A 22,336-nucleotide genomic window follows, 5' to 3' on the forward strand; every position below is an offset into this window, starting at 1 on the left:
CCCGGCGGCTCACGCCACCGGGCTTCCCCAAGAGAATCCAAAAGATCGCCGGGCGGTCCGCCCGGCCGTTTCCGGTGGTCACCGGCAGGGTGACCACCGGAAAACGGCGGGGCATCGAGGCGGCGTGCCGCTGCCCGCTACGACGTGGCCGGTTTCCCTGGAGCGGGCAGGTAGCCCGTTTTGTGGAAGTACGTCAGGTAGCGGTGCAGGATCTCGTCGGTGAGGGGTTTCTGGTGGACGCCCACGGCCGCCGCGGCGGCGGCTGTCCGGCGGGAGTCGAAGCGGCGAGCGTCCCCGGCCTCGGGCCGGCTCCGCCCCTCGTCGCCGAGGAACAGTTGCGCCGCGTTGTCGGGCTGAGCGGCTACCCGGGCCTGCCAGTGCGGCGCGGGTACGGTTCGCAGTTCGTGCCCGAGCCGGGCGGCCGCTTCGAAGACGCGGTCCAGTCCGGGCGCGTCCGGGTTGGTGAGGTGATACGTCTGCGCGGAGGCCGGGCCGGACAGGGCGAGGGCCACGACCGCGGCGCTGACGTAGTCGACGGGCACCCAGCCGGTCGAACCGTACGGCAGGTCGGGCACCGCTCCCGCCTGGAGGCAGCCCTTGATGAGCTGCCAGAGCAGGTCGCGGTCCTGGCAGGCGCCGGTGGTGGTGTCGCCGCTGATCCGGCCGGGGCGGTGGACGGTCACCGGCAGGCCGCGTTCGCGGGCCAGGGCAACGAGTCCTTCGGCGACCCACTTGCTCTGCCCGTACCCGTCGGGCAGTCCGGGCGCGGGGCCCGTCGGCGTCGACTCCGTGGTGATGACGGGATCGGGTCCGGGCGCGGGGGCGTACACACCGGTGGTCGAGATGTAGTGCATTCCGGGTGAGGCGGAGTCGGCGAGCAGCCGCAGCAGCTCTTCGGTGCCGGCCACGTTCGCTTCGCGCAGATCACCGTACGTGGCCGCGAAGTTGACGCGTGCGCCGTTGTGCACGACGGTGCCGAGTCGGCGGGCCAGGGCGGTTCTGTCCTCGGGTGACAGGCCCAGGCCCGGGGCGGCGAGATCGCCCGGGACAGGGTGGATGAGGTCCTCGTACCGGGGGTGCCACAGGCCGTACCGCTCCAGGTTGGCGCGCAGCCGGTGGGCGGCGGTGTGGTGGTCCCGCGCCCTGACGAGGCAGTCGACGGGCCCGTCCGTCGTCTCGATGAGGTCGCGCAGCAGGAACGCGCCGAGGAAGCCGGAGGCGCCGGTCAGCAGGGGCCGGGCGGCCGGACGCGGCGTCCGGAGCGGTGCGGGCGGGAGGGCCGCGGCATGGCGGCGGGTGCCCGAGATGTCCGCGGCCAGCCGGACCTCGGCGGCGAGGTCCGTCGTGGCGGTGTCCGCCCGGTCCTCCTCCCCCACCGCGCGCCGCAGAAGGCTCTCGATCCCTTCGACGGTGGGCGCCGCGAACAGGGCCCGGAGCGAGGGGCGTCTGCCGAACCGCTCGCCGATCCGCCGGGCCAGGGTGACGGCGAGCAGCGAGTGGCCGCCCAGGGCGAAGAAGTCGTCCGTGAGGCCCACCTCGGGCACGCCGAGGGTCTCCGCGAACACCTCGCACAGTGCGCGTTCGCGGGCGGTGCGCGGCGGGCGGCCGCCCGCCGGAGCGGCTCGGTGGGGGGCGGGCAGTGCGCGCCGGTCGGTCTTCCCGTTGGGGGTGACGGGCAGGGCTGGGAGGCTGACGTGGGCGGCGGGGACCATGTGGCCGGGCAGGCTCGCCGCGAGGTGCGCGCGGACCTCGTCCCCGGCCGGGCCGGGCGTGCCGTCGGCGGGCACGGTGTAGACGACGAGGCGCCGGTCGCCGGGGCGGTCCTCACGGACGGCGGCGCAGGCCGCGGCCACCCCGGGCATCGAGGCGAGGACCGCCTCGATCTCGCCGAGTTCGATGCGGAAGCCGCGGAGTTTGACCTGGTCGTCGACCCGGGAGACGTAGACGAGCTCCCCCTGCGCCGTCCAGCGCACCAGATCGCCCGTGCGGTACATGCGTCCCCCCGCGCGGTCGAACGGGTTGGCCAGGAACCGGGAGGCGGTGAGCGCGGCGCGGCCGTGGTAGCCGCGGGCGACTCCCGCCCCGGAGACGTACAGCTCACCGACCACGCCGGGCGGTACGGGTGCCAGCCGGTCGTCCAGGACGTGGACCCTGGTGCCGTCGACCGGGGCTCCGATGGACACCGTGCGGTCGGGTGCCAGCGGTCCGTCCGCGTGCTGGCGGCCGCTCATGGTGGCGCAGACGGTGGTCTCCGTCGGTCCGTAGGCGTTGACGAGGAACCGGTCGCGCGCCCAGGCGTGTACCAGGGCGGGCGGGCAGGCCTCACCGGCGAGGACCATGGTGGTGCCGGCGGGCAGCGAGTCCGGCGGCATCACGGCGAGTGCGGCGGGTGGCAGGGTGAGGTGGGTGATGCCGCGCTCGCGGACCAGAGCGGCCAGGGCGGGGCCCGGCAGCAGTGCGTCGCGCTCGTCGATCTCCAGGCAGGCCCCGGAGAGCAGCCCCATGCACAGTTCCCAGAACGCGGCGTCGAAGCTGACGGACGCCATGTGCAGGACCCGGCTGCCCGGGGTGACGTTCAGCCGCTCGCTCTGGGTCCTCGCCATGGCGCCGACGCCCCGGTGGGTGACGACGACGCCCTTGGGCAGGCCGGTGGAACCGGACGTGTAGATGACGTACGCGGGGTGTGCCGGGTGCGGGGCCGTGCCGGTGCGGGCGGTCGTGGGGGCGCTGTCCCCGAGCTGGTCGGCGTACAGGTGCGGCACGGCGGCCGGGGGAAGGCGGCGGTGGATCGCGGGGGTGGTGAGGAGGAGGCGTGGAGCGGCGTCGTCGAGCATGTACGACAGGCGCCGGGCCGGGTAGTCGGGGTCGAGCGGTACGTAGGCCGCTCCGGTCCTGAGGACGGCGAGCAGGGCCACCACGAGGTGGTGGGTGCGGGGCAGGGCGACCGCGACGCGGTCCTCGGGGCCGATGCCCCGGGCGGTGAGGTGATGGGCGAGGGTCTCGGCGCGGGCGTCGAGTTCGCCGTAGGTGAGGGTCGTCGCGGCGTCGCGGACGGCCGGGGCGTCGGGAGTGCGCCGGACCCACTGCCCGAAGAGTGCGGGAACCGTCGATCCGGTGTGGTGCTCAGCGGGTCCGGTCCCCCAGTCGGTGAGGCGGGTGCGCTCGGCGGCGGTGAGCACGTCGTAGGTGTGCAGGGGGCGCTCGGGGTCCGCTGTGACGGCGTCGAGCAGCAGGACGAGCCGGTCGGCGAGGCCGCGGACCGTCGCCTCGTCGAAGAGTTCCGTCGCGTAGTCGACCGCGGCCCGCATGCCGTCCGGGGCGCCGCTGTCGTCGTACGTCTCGGTGAAGGTGAACGACAGGTCGAACTTGCTGACCCCGGCGACGACAGGTAGGCCGCTCACGGCCAGGTCCGGCAGGTCGATGGCGGCGGCGGGTGCGTGGTTCTGCAGGACGAGCATGGTCTGGAAGAGGGGGTGGTGGCTCTGTGAACGCGTGGGGTTGAGCAGTTCGACCAGACGCTCGAAGGGGACGTCCTGATGTGCGTACGCGGAGAGGTCCGCGTCCTTCACGCGGTCGAGCAGTTCGAGGAACGTCGGGTCGCCTGTCAGGTCCGTGCGCAGCACGAGGGTGTTCACGAAGAGTCCGACGAGGTCGGAGGCGGCTTCGTCGGTGCGTCCGGCGACTGCCGTGCCCAGCGGGATGTCGTCGCCGGCGCCGTGCCGGGACAGCAGGGCCGACAGGGCGGCCTGGAGGACCATGAAGGCGCTGCATCCGCTGGTCCGGGCGAGTTCCGCGATCCGCCTGGAGGTGGTGGGGCCGACGGTGAATTCGCAGGTGGCGCCGGTGTGCCGGGGCACGGCCGGGCGCGAGCGGTCCCAGGGCAGCTCGATCATCTCCGGAAGGCCGTCCAACGCGGCTTTCCAGTAGTCCAGTTGGTGCGACACGACACTGCCGGGGTCGTGCTCGTCGCCGAGGAGGCGGCGCTGCCAGAGGGTGTGGTCGGCGTAGTCGACGGGCAGTGCGGGCAGTGCGGGTTCCTCGGCGCGGGCCCGGGCCCGGTAGGCGGCGCCGAGGTCGTGGACGAGGGGCGCGAGGGAGGTTCCGTCGGCGGCGATGTGGTGGATCACGAGCACCAGGACGTGGGCGTCGTCGGCCAGGCGCAACAGGGTCGCCTGGAGCGGGAGGCGGTGCTCGATGTCGATCGGCTCGGCCGTGGCGGCTCTGATCCGGTGGTGGAGCTTGTCCTCGTCGATCGCCTCCCACGCGAAGGGGAGCCGGACGTCGTCCGGGGCGGTGATGTGCTGGTGCGGTCCGGTGCCGCCCTCGGGGAAGACCGTGCGCAGGGCGGCGTGCCTGCTGACGACGTCGTGCAGGGCCAGGCGCATGGCCTCGGTGTCGAGCGGTCCGTCGATGCGTACGGCGAAGGGGATGTTGTACGTGGCGGAGGGGCCTTCGAGCCGGTGGAGGAACCAGAGGCGCTGCTGGGCGTACGAGAGCGGGATCGTGGCGGGACGTTCCTGCGGGGTGAGGGCGGGGCGGGGCGGGCGGCCCGGTTCCTCCAGGGCGGTGGCGAGTGCGGCGACGGTGGGGTTCTCGAAGAGGGTGCGGATCTCGGTCTCGGTGTCCAGGGCGGCGCGGATACGGCCCACCAGGCGGGTGGCGAGCAGGGAGTGGCCGCCCAGGGCGAAGAAGCTGTCGTCGACGCCGACTCGGGGCACGCCGAGCACGTCGGCGAAGAGTCCGGCGAGGATCTCCTCCACGGTGCTGCGCGGCGGGCGGCCCTGCGCGGCGGGCGGGCCGTCCGGCCGTGGCAGGGCCGCCCGGTCGAGCTTGCCGTTGGAGGTGAGCGGGAGTGTGCCGACCGGCTGGATGACGGAGGGCACCATGTAGGCGGGCAGGTGGTGGCCCACGTGTGCGGCGAGCCGGTCCGGGTCCGGGGCGCGCTCCCCGGGCGCGGGGACGACGTAGGCGGTGAGGGTGCGGTCGCCGGGCAGGTCCTCGCGGACCAGGACGCAGGCGTCGTGCACCGACGGGTCGGTGCGGAGCACCGTCTCGATCTCGGCGGGCTCGATGCGGTGGCCGCGGAGTTTGATCTGCTGGTCGGACCTGGCCACGTAGTGCAGGAGGCCGTCGGCGCACCGGCGCACGAGGTCGCCGGTGCGGTACATGCGCTCCCCGGCGGCGGAGAACGGGTCGGCGACGAATCGGGTCGCGGTGAGGCCGGGCCGCCCCAGATAGCCGCGCGCCACTCCGGGGCCCGCTATGTACAGCTCGCCCTCGGCGCCGGCCGGTACGGGCCGCATCGCACCGTCCAGGACGTAGGCGCGCATGCCGTCGAGCGGCCGGCCGATCGGGGCCGCGCCGGTGGGAGGTTCGCCGGGACGGACCCGGTGGACGGTGGCGAAGGTGGTCGTCTCGGTGGGGCCGTAGGCGTGCAGGACGGTGGTGCCGGGGTGGGCGGCGGCGACGCGTTGCAGGACGCCGGGTGCGGCGGCCTCACCTCCGGTGGCGACCACTCGCAGCCCGCCGAGGGCGCCCGGGTCCGCTTCCGCGAGGACGTTGAACAGGGCCGTGGTCAGGAACGCCGACGTCAGGCCGTGCCGGGTGACGAGGTCCCTGAGTGTGGCGGGCTGGAGCGGGCCTTCGGGTGCCACGACGACGCGGCCCCCGTTGAGGAGCGGGGCCCAGATCTCGAAGGTGGATGCGTCGAAGACGTACGCCGAGTGCAGCAGGACGGCGTCGGCCGCGCCGTCCTGCCAGGCCCGGTGCGATCCGAGGGCGGCCACGTCGGCGTGGGTGACGCCGACGCCCTTGGGCAGACCGGTGGAGCCGGAGGTGAACATCACGTACGCGAGCCGGCTTCCGCCCGTGACCGCGGGAAGGGCGGGCGGACCGGCCGGGCCCGCTCGCCCGGCCCGGCCGGCGGCATCGACGCACACCACGGCTGTGTCCGGGCCGAGCTCTCGTACCCAGGGGTGTGTGCGGGTGCTCTCGTCGACGATCAGTACACGCACGGCGGCCACCTCCGCGGCCCGGCGGAGCCGTTCCACCGGCCAGCGCGGGTCGAGGGGCACGTAGGCGGCGCCCGCGCGCAGGGCGGCCAGGGAGGCGGTGACGGTGGCTGCCGAGCGGGCCACGAGGATGCCGACGCCGTCCTCCGCGCCGGTCCCGGCCTCTGTCAGGGCGCCGGCGAGACGGTCCGAGAGGTCGCAGAGCTGCCGGTAGGTGAGCTGCTCGCCCGCGCCGGACACGGCCACCGCGTCCGGGTGCCGGGCGGCGTTCCTCGCCACGGCGTCCGGGATGCTCAGGTCCAGCGCGTCGGGGGCCAGTTCGGCACCGAGCCCCTGGGAGAGCAGGGTCTCGCGCTCGCCGTCCAGGAGGACGGGCACGGCGTCGGCGGGGCGGTCGAGCCCCTGCGCCATCGCCGTCAGCAGGCGCCGCATGCGGGCGACCGTCCGGGCGACGTCGTCGTGGTCCAGCACGGCGGCCCGGTAGCCGAAGGTGATCCTCAGGGTGTCGCCCGGGGCGATGGTGAGGGTGAGCGGGTAATGGGCCGCGTCCGTACCGCTGAACCCGGTGACGGACAGTCCCGGCAGCCCCCGCTGCGCGGTGCGCAGGGCCTCGTCGTCCATCGGGTAGTTCTCGAACACGGTGAGGGTGTCGAAGAGTTCGTCCAGTGCGGTGACGCCCCGGATGTCGCTCAGGCCGATGTGCTGGCTGCCGAGGAGCCGGCCCTGTTCCTCCTGGAGCCTTGTGAGGAGCGCGGCCAGGGTTTCGCCGGGCTCGGGGCGGAGCCGTACCGGCACGGTGTTGATGAACAGGCCGATCATCGACTCGATGCCGGGGATCTCCGGGGGCCGGCCGGACACGGTGGCGCCGAACACGACGTCGGGGCGCCCGGTGAGGTGTCCGAGCAGCAGGCCCCAGGCGCCCTGCACGAGGGTGTTCAGGGTGAGCCGGTGGGCGCGAGCCGTCTCGCGGAGGCCGGCCGTCGTGACCGCGTCCAGGTCGAGCACGAGGGTCTCGGGCAGTTCGGCGGAGTCCGGTGCACCGGCGCGGCCGGGTCCGGCGATCAGGGTCGGCGCCTCGATTCCGGCCAGGGCGGTGGTCCAGGCGTCGAGCGCGGCGGCGCGGTCCTGCTGGGCGAGCCAGCCGAGATAGGTGCGGTAGGGGGTGACGCGCGGCAGGGTGCTGTCGTCGCCCCCGGTCGCGTACAGCTCGAAGAGCTCCCGCACGAGCAGGGGCATCGACCAGCCGTCGAAGAGGATGTGATGGCTCGTCATGACGAGGCGGTGGCGCTGCGCAGCGGTGCGCACCAGGGTGAACCGCATCAGGGGCGGGGTGGTGAGGTCGAAGCGGCGGATGCGGTCGGCGGCGAGGAACGCGGTGAGGCGTTCGTCCGTCGTGCCCGTGTCGTGCGTACCTGTCAGGTCGAGTTCCTCCAGCGGCACCGGCACCTCGGCGGCCACGGCCTGCACGGGCTCGTCCAGGCCCTCGTGGAGGAAGCCGACCCGCAGGTTGGCGTGCCTGCGCAGCAGGCTGCCGATGGCGGCGCGCAGCGCGGGGACGCCGACGGGGCCTTCGAGGTCGAAGACGAACTGCGCGGTGTAGACGTCCACGGCGTGCGAGTCGTACAGGGCGTGGAAGTGCATGCCTGCCTGAAGCGGCGTCAGCGGTAGTACGTCCTCCAGCTGGAAACCGGTCACTTGCGTCCACCCCACTTGTTCTGCAGTCGGTCGATCTGGGCCTGGTTGAGCGACACCAGGGGAAGGTCGGACGGCGTGTAGCCGCCCGCGTCGGGCCGTTCGGCATGGTCCGCGACGGCACGCAGCGCCCGCGTGAACGCGTCGGACAGCGCCACCACGTCCTCCTCCTTGAGGAGGTCGCTGGGCCAGGTCCAGCGGGTGACCAGTCGCGGGCCGTCCAGCCGGTCCTCGGTGTGCGCGTTGATGTCGAGGACGTGGTGCACGGGCATGTCCGGGTCCTGGCTGCGCGGGCCGCCGCCGTCGAGCAGTACGTCCCAGTCGGCGCCCGCTCCGTCGTCTGGAGCGGCATACCGTCCGAGGTAGTTGAAGCCGATCTGGGGCTCTGCAGCGGTGGCCAGCCGGGGGCGGGTCGCCGGGTTGAGGTGGCGCAGCATTCCGTGGCCGACGCCGTGGTCGGGCACGGTCCGCAGCTGTTCCTTGACGCGTTTGACCGCGCGTTCGACCAGTGCGGTGTCGAAGCCGCCCGGCCCGCGGGCGTCGAGGGGTCCGGGGTCGAGCCGGACGGGGTAGAGGCTGGTGAACCAGCCGACGGTGCGGGAGAGGTCGAGGTGGTCGGCGATCTGCTCGCGGCCGTGGCTCTCCAGGTCGATGAGGACGCCGGTGCCGGAGGGCCGGGGTGTGCCGGGGCCCGCGTCCCGTTCCGCCCGCCAGGTGCGGACCGCGAGGGCGAGGCCCGTGAGCAGGATGTCGTCCACCCCGGCGTGGAAGGCGCCGGGGGCGGTGGTGAGCAGCGACTCCGTCCAGGTGGCGGGCAGGTGGGTGATGAGGGTGCGGGTGCCGTCGGCGGTGTCCAGGTGGGGGTCGAGCGGCCGGTATCCGAGCTGTGGGTCGGGGGTGCTCAGCACGTCCTGCCACAGGGGCAGTTCGGCTTCCCGTTCGGTGCTCCGGGACTGGGACGCGAGGAGGTGCGCCCAGGTCCGGTAGGAGGTGGTGACGGGGGGCAGGACCGTGGCAGGGCTCTCGCCGGCGGTGCCGGCTTCGGTGACGGCCTGCCACGCGCGGGCCAGATCCGCGGCGAGGATGCGCCAGGAGACGGCGTCGACGGCCAGGTGGTGCACGACGAGCAGGAGTCGGCCGCGGCGGTGCGGGCCGGCGTCGCACCAGACGGCTTCGATGACGTTCCCCTCTGCGGGCCGCAGCCGCTTGCGTGCCTGTTCGCCGGCCTCGGTGGTGGCGGCGCGGGCGGCTTCGGCGTCGAGGCCCGCGATGTCGACGCGGGTGAAGCGGCGCCGGGCCGGGACGGCGCCGGGTGGCAGGGCTTCGAGGACTGGTTCGCCCCCGGCCGGGCGGGTGATGCGCAGCCGGAGCATGTCGTGGTGGTCGATGAGGAGTTGGAGGGCGGCGACGAGCGTGTCCTCCTCGGCTTCCGCGGGCGTGCTCAGTACTCCGGACTGGTTGTAGCCGTCCGTGGTGCCGGGCCGCTCCAGGAGCCAGGCGGCGATGGGTGTCGGCGGCATCTCGCCGGTGCCCTGATCGTCCCGCGCGGTCAAGTCCTGGTCGAGGGCGGTGGCGACTGCCGCGATGGCCTCGGGGGTGCGGTGGACGAAGACGTCGCGGGGTGTGACCCCGAACCCCGCCTCCCGTACCCGGCTGACGAGCTGGATCGAGAGGATGCTGTCGCCGCCGAGCGCGAAGAAGTCGTCGTCCGTGCGGACGGCCGGGGTGCGCAGGACGGAGGCGAAGACCTCGCACAGAGCGCGTTCCCGCGCGGTGCGCGGCTGGCCGCCCGGCCTGGTGGCGGCGGGGCGCTCCGGGGCGGGCAGGGTCCTGCGGTCGGTCTTGCCGTTCGGCAGGAGCGGCAGTGCGTCCAGGGCGATGAAGACGGCGGGCACCATGTACGGCGGCAGGACCGAGGTGAGCCGGGTGCGCAGTTCGCTGTCCGTGGGGCGCTCGATGCCACCGCGCCGGTCGGGAACGGTGTAGGCGACCAGGCGCCGCTCGCCCGGCCGGTCCTCCCGGACGACGGCGCAGGCGGCTGCGATGCCGTCGAGCCGGGTGAGCGCGGTCTCGATCTCGCCGAGTTCGATGCGGAAGCCGTTCAGCTTGACCTGTTCGTCGGCGCGGGAGACGTAGGTGAGCAGGCCGTCGGCGTCCCGTTTGACGAGGTCGCCGGTGCGGTACATGCGGCTTCCGGCGGGGCCGTAGGGATCTGCGACGAACCGGGCTGCGGTCAGGGCCGGGCGCCCCAGGTAGCCGCGGGCGAGCCCCTCACCGGCGAGGTGGAGCTCACCCGTGACGCCGGGCGGCACCGGCCGGAGCCCGGCGTCCAGGACGTAGGCGCGGGTGTTGTCGACGGGGCGGCCCAGCGGTACGCCCGCCTCCCCCGCCGTGGTGGCCCGCTCCCCGCTCCGGTGCTGGTGGGCGGTGGCGTCGATGGTGGTCTCCGTGGGCCCGTACAGGTTGTGCACCTCGACCCGCCAGGCCTGTCCGGCGCGCTCGGCCAGGGACGTGGGCAGGGGTTCGCCTCCGCACAGGACGGCGCGCAGCGTCGCGGGTGCCTCCTCGGGGCCGGTCTCGGTGAGGACGACGGAGAGGTGTGAGGGCACGAACTGCGCGAGGGTCACTCCGGCTTCGCGCATGCGGGCGAGCAGTCCGGAGGGGTCGTGGTTGGCGGCGGGCGGCACGGGGCAGGTGGAGCCGCCGTGCAGCAGCGGCAGCCAGGTCTCCCAGACCGAGGCGTCGAAGCTCGGGGAGGTGCGTGCCAGGACCCGGTCGTCTTCGGTGAGCGCGAGGTGGCCGGCCAGCCAGGCCATGTGGTTGGTCAGGGACGCGTGGGTGACGACGACGCCCTTGGGACGGCCGGTGGAGCCCGAGGTGTAGATGACGTAGGCCGCGTCGAGCGGGGCCGGTCCGGCGCCGGGCGGGGCCCCGCGTCCGGTGGACCAGGCCGCCCGGTCGTCCAGCGCGAGGCAGGGGACGGACGCGGTGTACCGCGCGGCGCGTGTGGTGCCGTGGGTGAGGAGCAGCGCCGGCCGGGCGTCGTCGAGCATGTAGGTGATCCGCGCCTCGGGGTACTCCAGGTCGACCGGCAGGTAGGCGGCGCCGGCCTTGGCCACCGCCAGCATGGCGACGGCCTGGTCGGCTGTGCCCTCCAGGGCGAGGGCGACGAGGCCGCCGCGGCCGATGCCCCGGTCGTGCAGGTGATGGGCCAGGTCGTCGGAGAGCGCGTCCAGTTCGCTGAAGGTGAGCCGGTGTGCGCCGTCCCGCACGGCGATCGCGGCGGGGGTGGCGGCGGACTGCCTGCGGAACGCCTCGGGGGCGGTGCTCGCTGCCACGGGCCGGGCGGTCCCGTGTGCGGCACGCTCCAGGCTCCGCAGCTCCGCCGTCTCCAGGACGTCTACGGTGTGGACGCGCCGCCCGGGGTCGGCCGCGAGTGCGGCGAGCAGGCGGGTCAGGCGCTCGGCCAGGGTGTGCGCGGTGGCGGGGGCGAAGAGTTCGGTGGAGAACTCCAGTACGCCGTCGAGGCCGGCGGGCCGGCCCTCGCGGTCGCGCGTCTCGGTGAAGGTGAAGGTGAGGTCGAACTTGCTGATGCCGGTGTGCACGGGCTGTTCGGTCACCGTGAGGCCGGACAGGCCGACCGTGGTGTCCGCCTGGTTCTGGAGGACGAGCATGGTCTGGAACAGCGGGTGGTGGTTCTGGGCCCGCGCCGGGTCGAGTGCGTCCACCAGCCGTTCGAACGGCACGTCCTGGTGGGCGTAGGCGGAGAGGTCGAACTCCCGCACCCGGTCGATCACTTCGGCGAAGGTGGGGTCTCCCGACAGGTCGGTCCGCAGGACGAGGGTGTTGACGAAGAAGCCCACCAGATCGTCGAGGGCCTCGTCGGTGCGCCCGGCCACGGCGGTGCCGAGCGGGATGTCCTCACCGGCGCCGTGCCGGGAGAGCAGGACCGACAGTGCGGCCTGGAGCACCATGAAGAGGCTGCTTCCGCGGGACCGGGCGAGTTCCGCGAGGGCCCGGTGGGTGTCCGCGTCGACGGGGAAGGCGAACGCGTCGCCGCCGTAAGCGGTGACGGCGGGGCGCGGCCGGTCGCACGGCAGGTCGAGCAGGTCGGGGGCTCCGGCGAGTGCGGTGCGCCAGAAGTCGAGCTGGCGGGCGGCCTGGCTCGACGGGTCGTCCTCCGCGCCGAGCAGCGCGCGCTGCCACAGGGTGTAGTCGGCGTACTGGACGCCGAGTTCCGTCCAGGGCGGCTCCTCGCCCTCGGTTCGCGCCCGGTAGGCGTCGCCGAGGTCGCGGGCGAGCGGGGCGAGGGACCAGCCGTCGCCCGCGATGTGGTGGACGAGCAGCACGAGGACGTGGGATTCGGCTTCGAGCCGCAGGAGCCGTGCGCGCACGGGGAGTTGGGTGCTGACGTCGAAGGTGTGCGCGACCTCTGCGGTCAGTACCTCGTCCAGTCGGGCGGGGTCGGTGTCGCGGGGGCTCAGGTCGAGGTCGGCACCCTGGGCGTCGAGGACCAGCTGGCGTGCCACGCCGTCGGTCTCGGGAAAGACGGTGCGCAGGCTCTCGTGGCGTTCGACGACGTCCGCGAGGGCGCTCTCCAGGGCCTCCGCGTCGAGCGGGCCGTCCAGGCGCAGCACCAGCGGCACGTTGTACGTGGCGCTGGGTCCCTCGAAGCGGTTGAGGAACCACAGGCGCTGCTGGGCGAAGGAGAGCGGCAGCGGTTCGGGGCGGTGCGGAGCACGCTCCAGCCGGTTCCTGGCCTTTTCCGCGCCGTCCAGTGTGGCCGCGAGCGCGGCCGGCGTGGGGTGCTCGAAGACGGTCTTGACCTGGACCTCGACGGCGAGCGCGGTGCGGACGCGTGCGGCCAGCCGGGTGGCGAGCAGGGAGTGGCCGCCCAGGGCGAAGAAGTCGTCGTCGGCGCCCGCCCCGTCGAGGCCGAGCACATCGGCGAAGAGTCCGCAGAGGATCTCCTCGCGTGCGGTACGGGCGGCGCGCCCGCGGGCCGGGGCGTGGTGCGCCGGCCGGGGCAGGGCGCCTTGGTCCACCTTCCCGTTCACGGTCAGCGGCAGGGCCTCCAGCGGGACGAACGCGGAGGGCACCATGTAGGCGGGCAGGGACCGGCCGACGGCTCGGGCCAGGTCGGCGGGTTCGGGACGCGCCCCGCCCGCGGGCACCACGTACGCGACGAGCCGCCGGTCGCCGGGGGTGTCCTCGCGGACGACGGCGAAGGAGTCGGCGACGCCCTCGCAGCAGGCCAGGACCCCCTCGATCTCGCCGAGTTCGATGCGGTAGCCGCGCAGCTTCACCTGGCTGTCGGCGCGGGTGACGTAGGCGATCTGTCCGTCGCGGGTCCACCGGACGAGGTCGCCGGTGCGGTACATGCGGCCGCCCGAGTGGTCGAACGGATCGGCGACGAACCGGGTGGCGGTCAGTCCGGGGAGCCCGGTGTATCCGCGGGCCACGCCCCGGCCGGCGAGGTACAGCTCGCCCGTGACGCCGGGCGGGACGGGGCCCAGGGAGCCGTCGAGGACGTACAGCCGCATGCCGTCCAGGGGGCGTCCGATGGGCGGCGGGCCGGACGGGAGGCCGGCCGGCACGTCGTAGCGGGTGGCGAAGGTGGTCGTCTCGGTGGGTCCGTACACGTGGAGGACGCGTGTGCCGGCCGCGGTGCCCGCGACCCGTTGCATCGCGTCCGGTGAGGCCAGTTCTCCTCCGGCGCAGACGAGCCGGAGGCCGGTGAAGGCACCTGGATCGGTCTCGGCGATCACGTTGAACAGGGCCGTCGTCATGAAGACGGCGGTCACTCGGTGCTCCTGCACGGCCTCGCCGAGGGCGCGGGCCTCCAGGACGCCGTCCGGTGCGACGACGATCCTCCCTCCGTGCAGCAGCGGGGCCCAGATCTCGAACGTCGAGGCGTCGAAGACGTACGCCGAGTGCATCAGGACGGCGTCGGCGGCGCCGCCCTGCCAGGCGGAGTCGGCCGTCAGCGCCACCACGTCGGCGTGCGTGACTCCGACGCCCTTGGGCAGTCCGGTGGAGCCGGAGGTGAACATGACGTAGGCGAGGGCGCCGGGGCTCTGTACGGTGGCGGGGTGTCCCGGCCGCTCGGGCGCGCCGCGGAGGATCCGGCCGAGCCGGTCCACGACCAGGACGGGCATCCGGCGTGCGGTCTGCGCCACCCAGGGCGAGGCGAGGGCGTCCTCGTCGACGACGAGGACCCGTAGGCCGGCCACCGCGGCCACCTGTTCCAGCCGCTCCGCGGGCCAGCGGGCGTCCAGCGGGACGTACGCACCGGCCGCGCGGACCGCGCCCAGCGACACCGTCACGACCGCGGGCGACCGGGAGAGCAGTACGCCGATCCCGTTCTCGGGGCGGACGCCCAGGCCCGCCAGGGCGCGGGCCAGGTCGTCGGAGGCCCGGTCGAGTTCGGCGTAGGTGAGGGTGGTGCCGTGGCCGGTGACGGCCACGGCGTCCGGTACGCGGTGTGCCTGGGCCGCGAAGAGCGCGGGCAGGGTGGCGTGCTCGGTGGGCGCGGGCAGGGCTCCGCCGGTGCCCCGGCGTGTGACATGGGCGTGCTCGTCCGGTGTCATCAGGTCGTAGCCCGTCAGGGGCAGGGCGGGGTCGGCGGCCGCCTGCTCCAGGAGCCGGACCAGGCGGTCGGCGAGGGCTTCGACGGTGGACCGGTCGAAGAGCGCGGTGGCGTACTCGATCCCGGCGCTGAGACCGCCGTCGTCGCGTTCCTCGTCGAAGGCGAAGGTGAGGTCGAATTTGCTCAGCCCGTTGTGGACGAGGCGGCTCTCGACGGTGAGGCCGGGCAGGTCCGGGCGGGCGGTCTCCTGGTTCTGCAGCACCAGCATGGTCTGGAACAGCGGGTGGTGGTTGCGCGCCCTGACGGGGTTGACGCTCTCGACGAGACGCTCGAAGGGCACGTCCTGGTGGGCGTAGGCGGCCAGGTCGAATTCTCGGACGCGCAGCAGGAGTTCGCGGAAGGACGGGTTGCCCGACAGGTCCGCGCGCAGGACCAGCGTGTTGACGAAGAACCCGACCAGTTCCTCCAGCGCCTCGTCCGTGCGCCCGGCGACCGGCGAGCCGAGCGGGATGTCGTCTCCCGCGCCGTGCCGGTGCAGCAGGGTGGCCACCGCCGCCTGGAGCACCATGAAGAGACTGCTTCCCGACTCCCGGGCCAGGCGCAGGAGCCGGGCGTGGAGGGCGGGCGGCACGTCGAAGGTGTGGACGGCTCCTCTGGGGTCGGTGGTGACCGGGCGCGGCCGGTCCAGCGGGAGGTCGATGAGGCCGGGCAGGCCCGCGAGGGCGGTGTGCCAGTGGTCGAGTTGCTGCCGCAGGACGCTCTCGGGCGCGAGACCGTCGCCCAGGGCGGCGTGCTGCCAGAGGGTGTAGTCGGCGTACTGGAGCGGGGTGCCGCCGGCCGCCGGCTCGGGCTCCCGGCCCGTGAGACGGGCCTCGTAGGCCTCGCCGAGGTGTCTGGCGAGCGGGGCGAGGGACCAGCCGTCGCCCGCGATGTGGTGCAGGACGAGGACCAGGACGTGGTGGCCGGGCGCGGACCGCAGGAGGAGGGCGCGCAGCGGCGGGTCCGTGATGACGTCGAACGGCTCTCGCACGGCGGCCAGGACGGCGGCCTCCAGATCCGCGGGTGCTGTGCTCACGACGGGCAGCCGGGGTGTGGCGGTACCGGCGGGAAGAACCACCTGGTGCGGTACGCCGTCACGTTCGGGGAACAGGGTGCGCAGCGCCTCGTGCCGTTCCACGACATCCCGCAGCGCGGCGCGCAGGGCGTCGGTGTCCAGGGGCCCGTCGAGTTCGAGCACGAGCGGGATGTTGTAGGCGGAGCTGGGCCCTTCGAACCGGTTGAGGAACCACAGGCGCTGCTGCGCGAAGGAGAGCGGCAGCGGATCGGGCCGCCGCACCGCGGGTACGACCGGTGGGTGGGTCCGGCTCCGGGTGTCCAGGACGCGGGCCAGCCCCGCGACGGTCGGGTGCTCGAAGAGGGTGCGCACGGCGATCTCGGCGCCGAGGACGGCGCGGACGCGACTGACGACGCGCATGGCGAGGAGCGAGTGGCCGCCCAGTTCGAAGAAGCTGTCGTGCGGACCCACCTGGGGCCGTTGCAGAACGTCGGCGAAGATGCCGGCGAGCAGGCCTTCCTGGAGGGTGTGCTGTCCCGCTCCGTCGGTGTTGCCGGAGCCCCGAGGGGGCTCCGGCAGGGCGCGCCGGTCCACCTTGCCGTTGGGCAGGAGCGGGAGGTCGTCCAGGATGACGACGGCACCGGGCACCAGGTAGTGGGGCAGGCTCTCGGCGAGCGCGTCGCGCAGGGTGACGGGGCGCTGGGCCGGGTCGCCGGTGACGGCGTAGGCGACGAGTCGGCGCACTCCCGGTGTGTCCTCACGGATCACGGCACAGGCGGCGGTGACGGCGGGGAGCGCCAGCAGTGCGGCCTCGACCTCGCCCGGCTCGATGCGGAAGCCTCGCAGTTTGACCTGGTCGTCGGCGCGTGCGACGTAGTCGAGCAGACCTTGGTGGTTCCACCGCACGAGGTCGCCCGTCCGGTACATCCGCGCGCCCGCCCCGTCGAACGGGTCGGCGACGAATCGCGCGGCGGTCAGGCCGGGGCGGTCGAGGTAGCCGCGGGCGAGGTTGGGACCCGACAGGTACAGCTCACCGGTGACGCCCGGGGCGACGGGCCGCAGCCGGCCGTCGAGGACGTAGACGCGCATGGTGTCCACGGGGCGGCCGATCGGCACGGTCTCGTACGGTGTGCCGGACTCCGCGTGCCCGCCGTCTCCCGGCACATCGATCCGGTGGGCGGTGGCGTCGATGGTGGCCTCGGTCGGCCCGTAGAGGTTGTGCACGTCGGCCCGCCACACCCCGGCGGCCTCGGCGGCGAGGGCGCGCGGCAGCGGTTCGCCGCCGCACAGCACGGCGCGCAGGCCGGGCAGCGGCGCGGCGTGTGCCGCCTCGGTCAGCACGAGGGTCAGGTGGGAGGGGACGAACTGGGCGACGGTGACGCCGAACCGGCTCATCCAGGAGACCAGGGCACGGGGTTCCGTGTTGGCCCCGTCCGGCAGCAGGCAGACTTCGGCGCCGTTCATCAGCGGGAGCCAGAGCTCCCACACGGAGGCGTCGAAGCTGAAGGAGGTACGGGCGAGCACCCGGTCGTCCGGAGTGATCGCCAGGTGCCGGGCCATCCAGTCCATGTGGTTGGCCAGGGCCGCGTGTGACACGACCACGCCCTTCGGGCGGCCGGTGGAGCCGGAGGTGTAGATGACGTACGCGGGGTCCGCCGGGTGGGGTGTGCCGGGGATGCGCCCGGCACGGACCGTGGCCGGGGTGTCGAGGGCGAGCCACGGTACGTCGCATTCGGGCAGCCCGGCGTGGACCTCCGTGGTGCTGAGCAGCAGGACGGGGCGGGCGTCCGCCAGCATGTGGCGGATACGGGCGGCCGGGTACTGCGGGTCGACCGGCAGGTAGGCGGCGCCGGCCCGCAGCACGGCCAGCATGGCGACGACGGTGTCCACGGAGGGCGGCGCCGCGATGGCCACCCTGGTCTCACGGCCCGCACCGCGCTCCCGAAGGAGGTGGGCGAGGGTGTCGGCGCGTGCGTCGAGCTCGGCGTAGGTCAGGCTCGTGTGCGCGTCGCGCACGGCGACCGCGCCGGGTTCGCAGGCGGCCCGTTCCCGGATCGCTTCGGTGACGGTACGGGAGGGCAGGGGCCGCTCCGCTCCTCGTCCCTGCGCCAGGAGGCGGTCGCGCTCGGCCGGGGTGAGCGGGTCCAGGCCGCTGATGGGCCGGCCCGGCTCCGCCACGGCCAGGGTGAGGACGTGGGCGAACCGGGCGCTCAGGGCGCGGGCGGTGGCGGCGTCGAAGAGGTCGGTGGCGTATTCCAGGTAGCCGCTGATGCCTCCGCCCGCGTCCGCGGCACCGGGCAGGGGGTCCGGGGCGGCGCCGCCCGGCCGGCCGGCCTGTCCGCCGGTTCCGGCGGGTCCGGTGACCCCGGCCGATCCGGTGCTCCCGGACTCCTCTGCGGGTGCGGTCACTTCGGTGAGCGAGAACGTCAGGTCGAACTTGCTGCCCCCGCGGTGCCGCGACCGGTCGTGGACGGTGACGCCCGGCAGATCGAGACTCGCGCGCTCCTGGTTCTGCAGGACCAGCATGGTCTGGAAGAGGGGGTGGTGGTCGCCGGACCGCTCGGGGTTGACGGCCTCCACGATCCGCTCGAAGGGGATGTCGCCGTGGCTGAGGGCGGCGATGTCGAACTCCTTGACCCTGTCGAGCAGTTCCCGGAACGTCGGGTCGCCGGAGAGGTCCGCGCGCAGGACGACGGTGTTGACGAAGAACCCGACCAGGTCGTCCAGGGCCTCGTCGGTGCGCCCGGCGACGGCGGTGCCCAGCGGGATGTCGGAACCGGCACCGTGGGCCTGGAGCGTCACGGCGAGGGCCGCCTGGAGCACCATGAAGGGCGTACAGCCGGCGGTGCGGGCCAGCCGGGTGAGGGCGGCGTGCGCGGCGGCGGGCAGCTCGAAGGGGACGGCGTCGCCCCGATGGCTGGGCACGGCGGGGCGGGGCCGGTCGAGGGGCAGGTCGAGCAGGTCGGGGGCGCCGTGCAGCGCCTCCTTCCAGAAGTCGGCCTGTCGCGCGCCCAGGCTGTCCGGGTCGCTGTCGTCGCCGAGCAGTCGGCGCTGCCAGAGGGTGTAGTCGGCGTACTGCACGCGCAGCGGAGCCCAGTCGGGGGCGCCCGTGCCCTCGATCCTGGCGCGGTAGGCGGCTGCGAGGTCGCGGCTGAGCGGGGCGAGGGACCAGCCGTCGGCGACCACGTGGTGCAGGACGAGGACGAGGATGTGCCGGTCGGGCCCCGGGCGGAGCAGATGGGCGCGGACCGCGGTGTCGCCCGCGAGGTCGAAGGGCGCGGTGGTCAGGTGACGCACCGTCTCCTCGGCCCAGCTGTCCGCGTTGTCCTCGGCCGCGGGCTGTTCGACGGCGAGGGGGACGAGCGATGCGGCGGTGTCCGCGTCCAGGACTTCCTGGCGGGCGACCCCGTCGTGCTCGGCGAAGACCGTGCGCAGGCTCTCGTGCCGGGCGACCACGTCGGCGAGGGCGCCGCGCAGGGCGTCCGCGTCCAGGGGGCCGTCGAGTTCGAGGACGAGCGGGACGTTGTAGCTGTCGCCGGGGCCCTCCGAGCGGTTGAGGAACCAGAGGCGCTGCTGCGCGAAGGACAGCGGTACCGCTTCGGGACGGGGCTGCGGGAGCAGGAGGGGTCTGGTCGCACCGGTGGTGTCCAGGACCGCGGCCAGGGAGGCGACCGTGGGATGGTCGAAGAGGGTACCGAGGCCCAGTTCGGCGCCCAGGGCCGTCCGCACCCGGCCGGTGAGGCGGGTGGCGAGCAGCGAGTGGCCGCCCAGGGAGAAGAAGTTGTCGTCGACACCGACCGCGGACACGCCGAGGGCGTCGGCGAAGAGGCCGGCCAGGACCTCCTCGTAGGGGGTCCGAGGGGCGCGGCCTCCGGACGTGGCGGCCCGGGGCGCGGGCAGGGCGCGGCGGTCGACCTTGCCGTTGGCGTTCAGGGGCAGCGCGTCCAGTGTCACGAACGCGGAGGGCACCATGTACGCGGGCAGGGCGCGTGCGGTCCGGCGGGTCAGGGCGGATTCGTCGGGCCGGGTGCCGGGGGCGGGCACCACGTAGGCGACGAGCCGGCGGTCGCCGGGTATGTCCTCACGGACCACGACGCAGGCGCCGCGTACGTCCGGGGCGGCCAGCAGGACGTTCTCGGTCTCGGCCGGTTCGATGCGGAACCCGCGGAGTTTGATCTGGCCGTCCGCACGTCCCACGTACTCGATGTCGCCGTCCGCGGTCCAGCGCACGAGGTCGCCCGTGCGGTACATCCGGCGGCCCGTCGCGTCGTGCGGGTCGGCGACGAACCGGGTGGCCGTCAGCGCGGGGTTGCCCTGGTAGCCCCGGGCGACGCCGTGGCCGCCGACGTAGAGCTCCCCCACGACGCCGGGCGGCACCATGGCGAGGGTGTCGTCCAGGACGTACAGGTTCATCCCGTCGAGGGGCCGGCCGATGGGCGGCACGCCCGCGGTGCCGGGGACGACCGGATGGCGGGTGGCGAAGGTCGTGGTCTCCGTGGGGCCGTAGACGTGCAGGACTTGTGTGCCGGGCGTCGCGGCGGCGACCCGCTGCATCAGGTCCGGCGTCGCCGCCTCACCGCCGGCGGCGACCAGGCGGAGCCCGGCGAACGCGGCCGGGTCGGCCTCGGCCATCACGTTGAACAGGGCCGTCGTCAGGAACAGCGCGGTGACGCCGTGCCGCTCGACCGTGTCGTGGAGGACCCGCGCCTCCAGGACTCCGGGGGGCGCGACGACCACCCGGCCGCCGTTGAGGAGCGGTGCCCAGATCTCGAAGGTGGAGGCGTCGAAGACGTACGCCGAGTGCATCAGCACCGCGTCGCAGACGCCGTCCGTCCAGGTGCTGTCGGCCGCCAGCGCGAGGACGTCGGCGTGGGTGACGCCGACCCCCTTGGGGAGGCCGGTGGAACCGGAGGTGAACATCACATAGGCGAGCCGGTCACCGCGGATCACGTCCGGCAGCGGTCCCGGCCGAGGCGGCGCGCCACGCAGGACACCGCCGTGCGCGTCGAGGACGATCAGGGGCAGACCGGCGGCCGCCCTCTCCCGCACCCAGGGCTGCCGGGCGGTCGCCTCGTCGGTCACCAGGGCGCGTACCCGGGCCGCTTCCCTGACGCGGTCGAGCCGTTCGCCGGGCCAGGCCGGGTCCATCGGTACGTACGCCGCTCCGGCGCGGGCCGTGCCGAGCGTGGCGGGCAGCACGGCCGCCGAGCGGCCCATGAGAACACCGACGCCGTCCTCGGCACCGATGCCCCGGCCGGCCAGGGCACTTGCGAGTCCCTCCGCCGCTGCGGCCAGCTCCCGGTAGGAGAGCGTGACGGCGCCGTCCACGACGGCCGGGGCGTCGGGTGTCCGGCGTGCCCGCTCACCGAACGCCTCCGGCAGGCTCGATGCCACGGTCTCCGCCGGCATGGCGGCTCCACGCCCTTGTGCGTGGAGGGCTTCGGCGGCGGTCTCGTCGAGCAACGGCAGGTCGCGCAGCTGGAGGTCCTGGTCGGCGTCCGCGAGAGCGGAGAGGAAGGAGACGACGGCCTGCTGGAGCAACCGCACGTCCTCGGGCCCGTAGAGCTCCGGGCTGGCGTCGAATCCGATCAACGGTCCCTTGTCGTCGGCCCGTTCGGAGACGAAGAAGGACACGTCGTCGGCCGGTCCGACGGACAGCACGCGGGAGGCGCCGGGGCTGCCGGCGAAGTCCATGTCGTAGTCGTAGCCCATGATGTTGACGACGACACCGGCGAGGCGGCCCGCGTCGTCGGCCATGTTCAGCTCACGTGCCAGCTGTTCGCGGGAGAACCGGCGGTGCCGCAGGGCGCCGCGCATCTCGGCCGCGACGGCGCGTACGAGGGAGCTGACCGTCATCTCGGGGGTGACGGTGAGGCGCAGCGGCAGGATGTTGGAGGTCATGCCGACGATGTGGCGGAGTCCGCTGTGACGACCGTTGGAGGCGAGGCCGACGGTGACGTCGTGTGCTCCGGTGGCCCGGCCGACGTAGGCGGCGACCGCGCTCACGAGGACGGCGCTCCAGGTGGTGCGGTTGGCGGCGGCGATCGTGCGCAGGCGGTCGAGGACGGCGACGGGCAGTGCCTCGCCGGTGTGCAGCCGAACCTCCGGGGCGTCGAGGGCGGCCGGAGCATCGGTGCGCCGGCGGATGAGCGCCCGGCCCGCGTGCGCGTCCGCTCCGTCGCCCGGTCCCTGCGGGTCGGCAGTACCGGGTGTGTCCGGTGCGGCGCGTCCGGGGACCAGGTCCGCGAATCGGCCGGTCCAGTAGGCGCGGTCGGCCTCGTAACGGTCCGAGTCGCGGTAGGCCGCCTCGTCGGTGACGAGATCGCGCAGGGACGCTGCGGGCACCTCGGCTGTCGCGAGGTTCTCGCCTCGCACCGCGCGCCCGTAGAGGTCGGCCACGGTGCGGGTGAAAACGGAGCCGCCGAGGCCGTCGACGGCTATGTGGTGGAACCTGACGTACCAGTAGTGCAGCCGGTCGCTGATGCGGAGCAGGGCGAAGTGGTGGGACGGCGCCTCGATCGTGTCCACGGCTGCCATGTCGTCGGCCAGGTAGCGTTCGACCGCGCCGAGGGGATCGTCGGCGCCGGACAGGTCGACCCGGCGGAGCCTGCTCGTCCCGTCCGGGGAGCGGCGGACGACACGCTGGCGGACCACGCCGTCCTCGGTGACGAACACGGTGTTGAGGCTGTCGCACAGTGCGACGGCCCGGCCGAACGCGGCGGCGAATAACCCCTCGTCGAAGGCGCCCCGGACTTCGATGCATTCCCCGACGTTGTATTTCGGACTCTGTGGATCGAGCAGTTGCCCGTACCAGACTCCTTGTTGAGCCATGGTCATCTCGAACAGATCTTCGGGAACAGGACCTGAGGAGTCGGAGTTGTTTTCGCGCATGCCGGATCACACCTTTGGGGAGAGTTTTTTCGGGGGACGAAGAAGGCGCGACGAAACCGCCCGCGCCGGCGCACCATTCCTGGCCGGCCGGGGGCCGAT

2 protein-coding genes are annotated in these 22,336 nt (G+C 73.9%); both read right to left on the reverse strand.

Features of this window, described 5'->3' with window-relative positions; translation table 11 throughout:
* Nucleotides 1-137 precede the first annotated feature (137 nt).
* Entirely contained in the window at nucleotides 138-7,706 is a 7,569-nt protein-coding gene (locus ACIP89_RS33825) for an amino acid adenylation domain-containing protein (RefSeq protein ID WP_402118197.1), read from the reverse strand.
* Complete coding sequence (locus ACIP89_RS33830; protein WP_402118198.1) at nucleotides 7,703-22,237, reverse strand: amino acid adenylation domain-containing protein; 14,535 nt, start codon at nucleotides 22,235-22,237, stop codon at nucleotides 7,703-7,705. Before ACIP89_RS33830 ends, ACIP89_RS33825 begins: the two co-directional genes overlap by 4 nt.
* Nucleotides 22,238-22,336: the final 99 nt, after the last annotated feature.

Source organism: Streptomyces sp. NPDC088730, from assembly GCF_044751215.1.
GTDB lineage: Bacteria > Actinomycetota > Actinomycetes > Streptomycetales > Streptomycetaceae > Streptomyces.

What these genes read in the sequence shown, in the direction of transcription:
- ACIP89_RS33830 (WP_402118198.1), bottom strand. Translation starts at nt 22,237, where the DNA reads ATGCGCGAAAACAACTCCGACTCCTCAGGTCCTGTTCCCGAAGATCTG.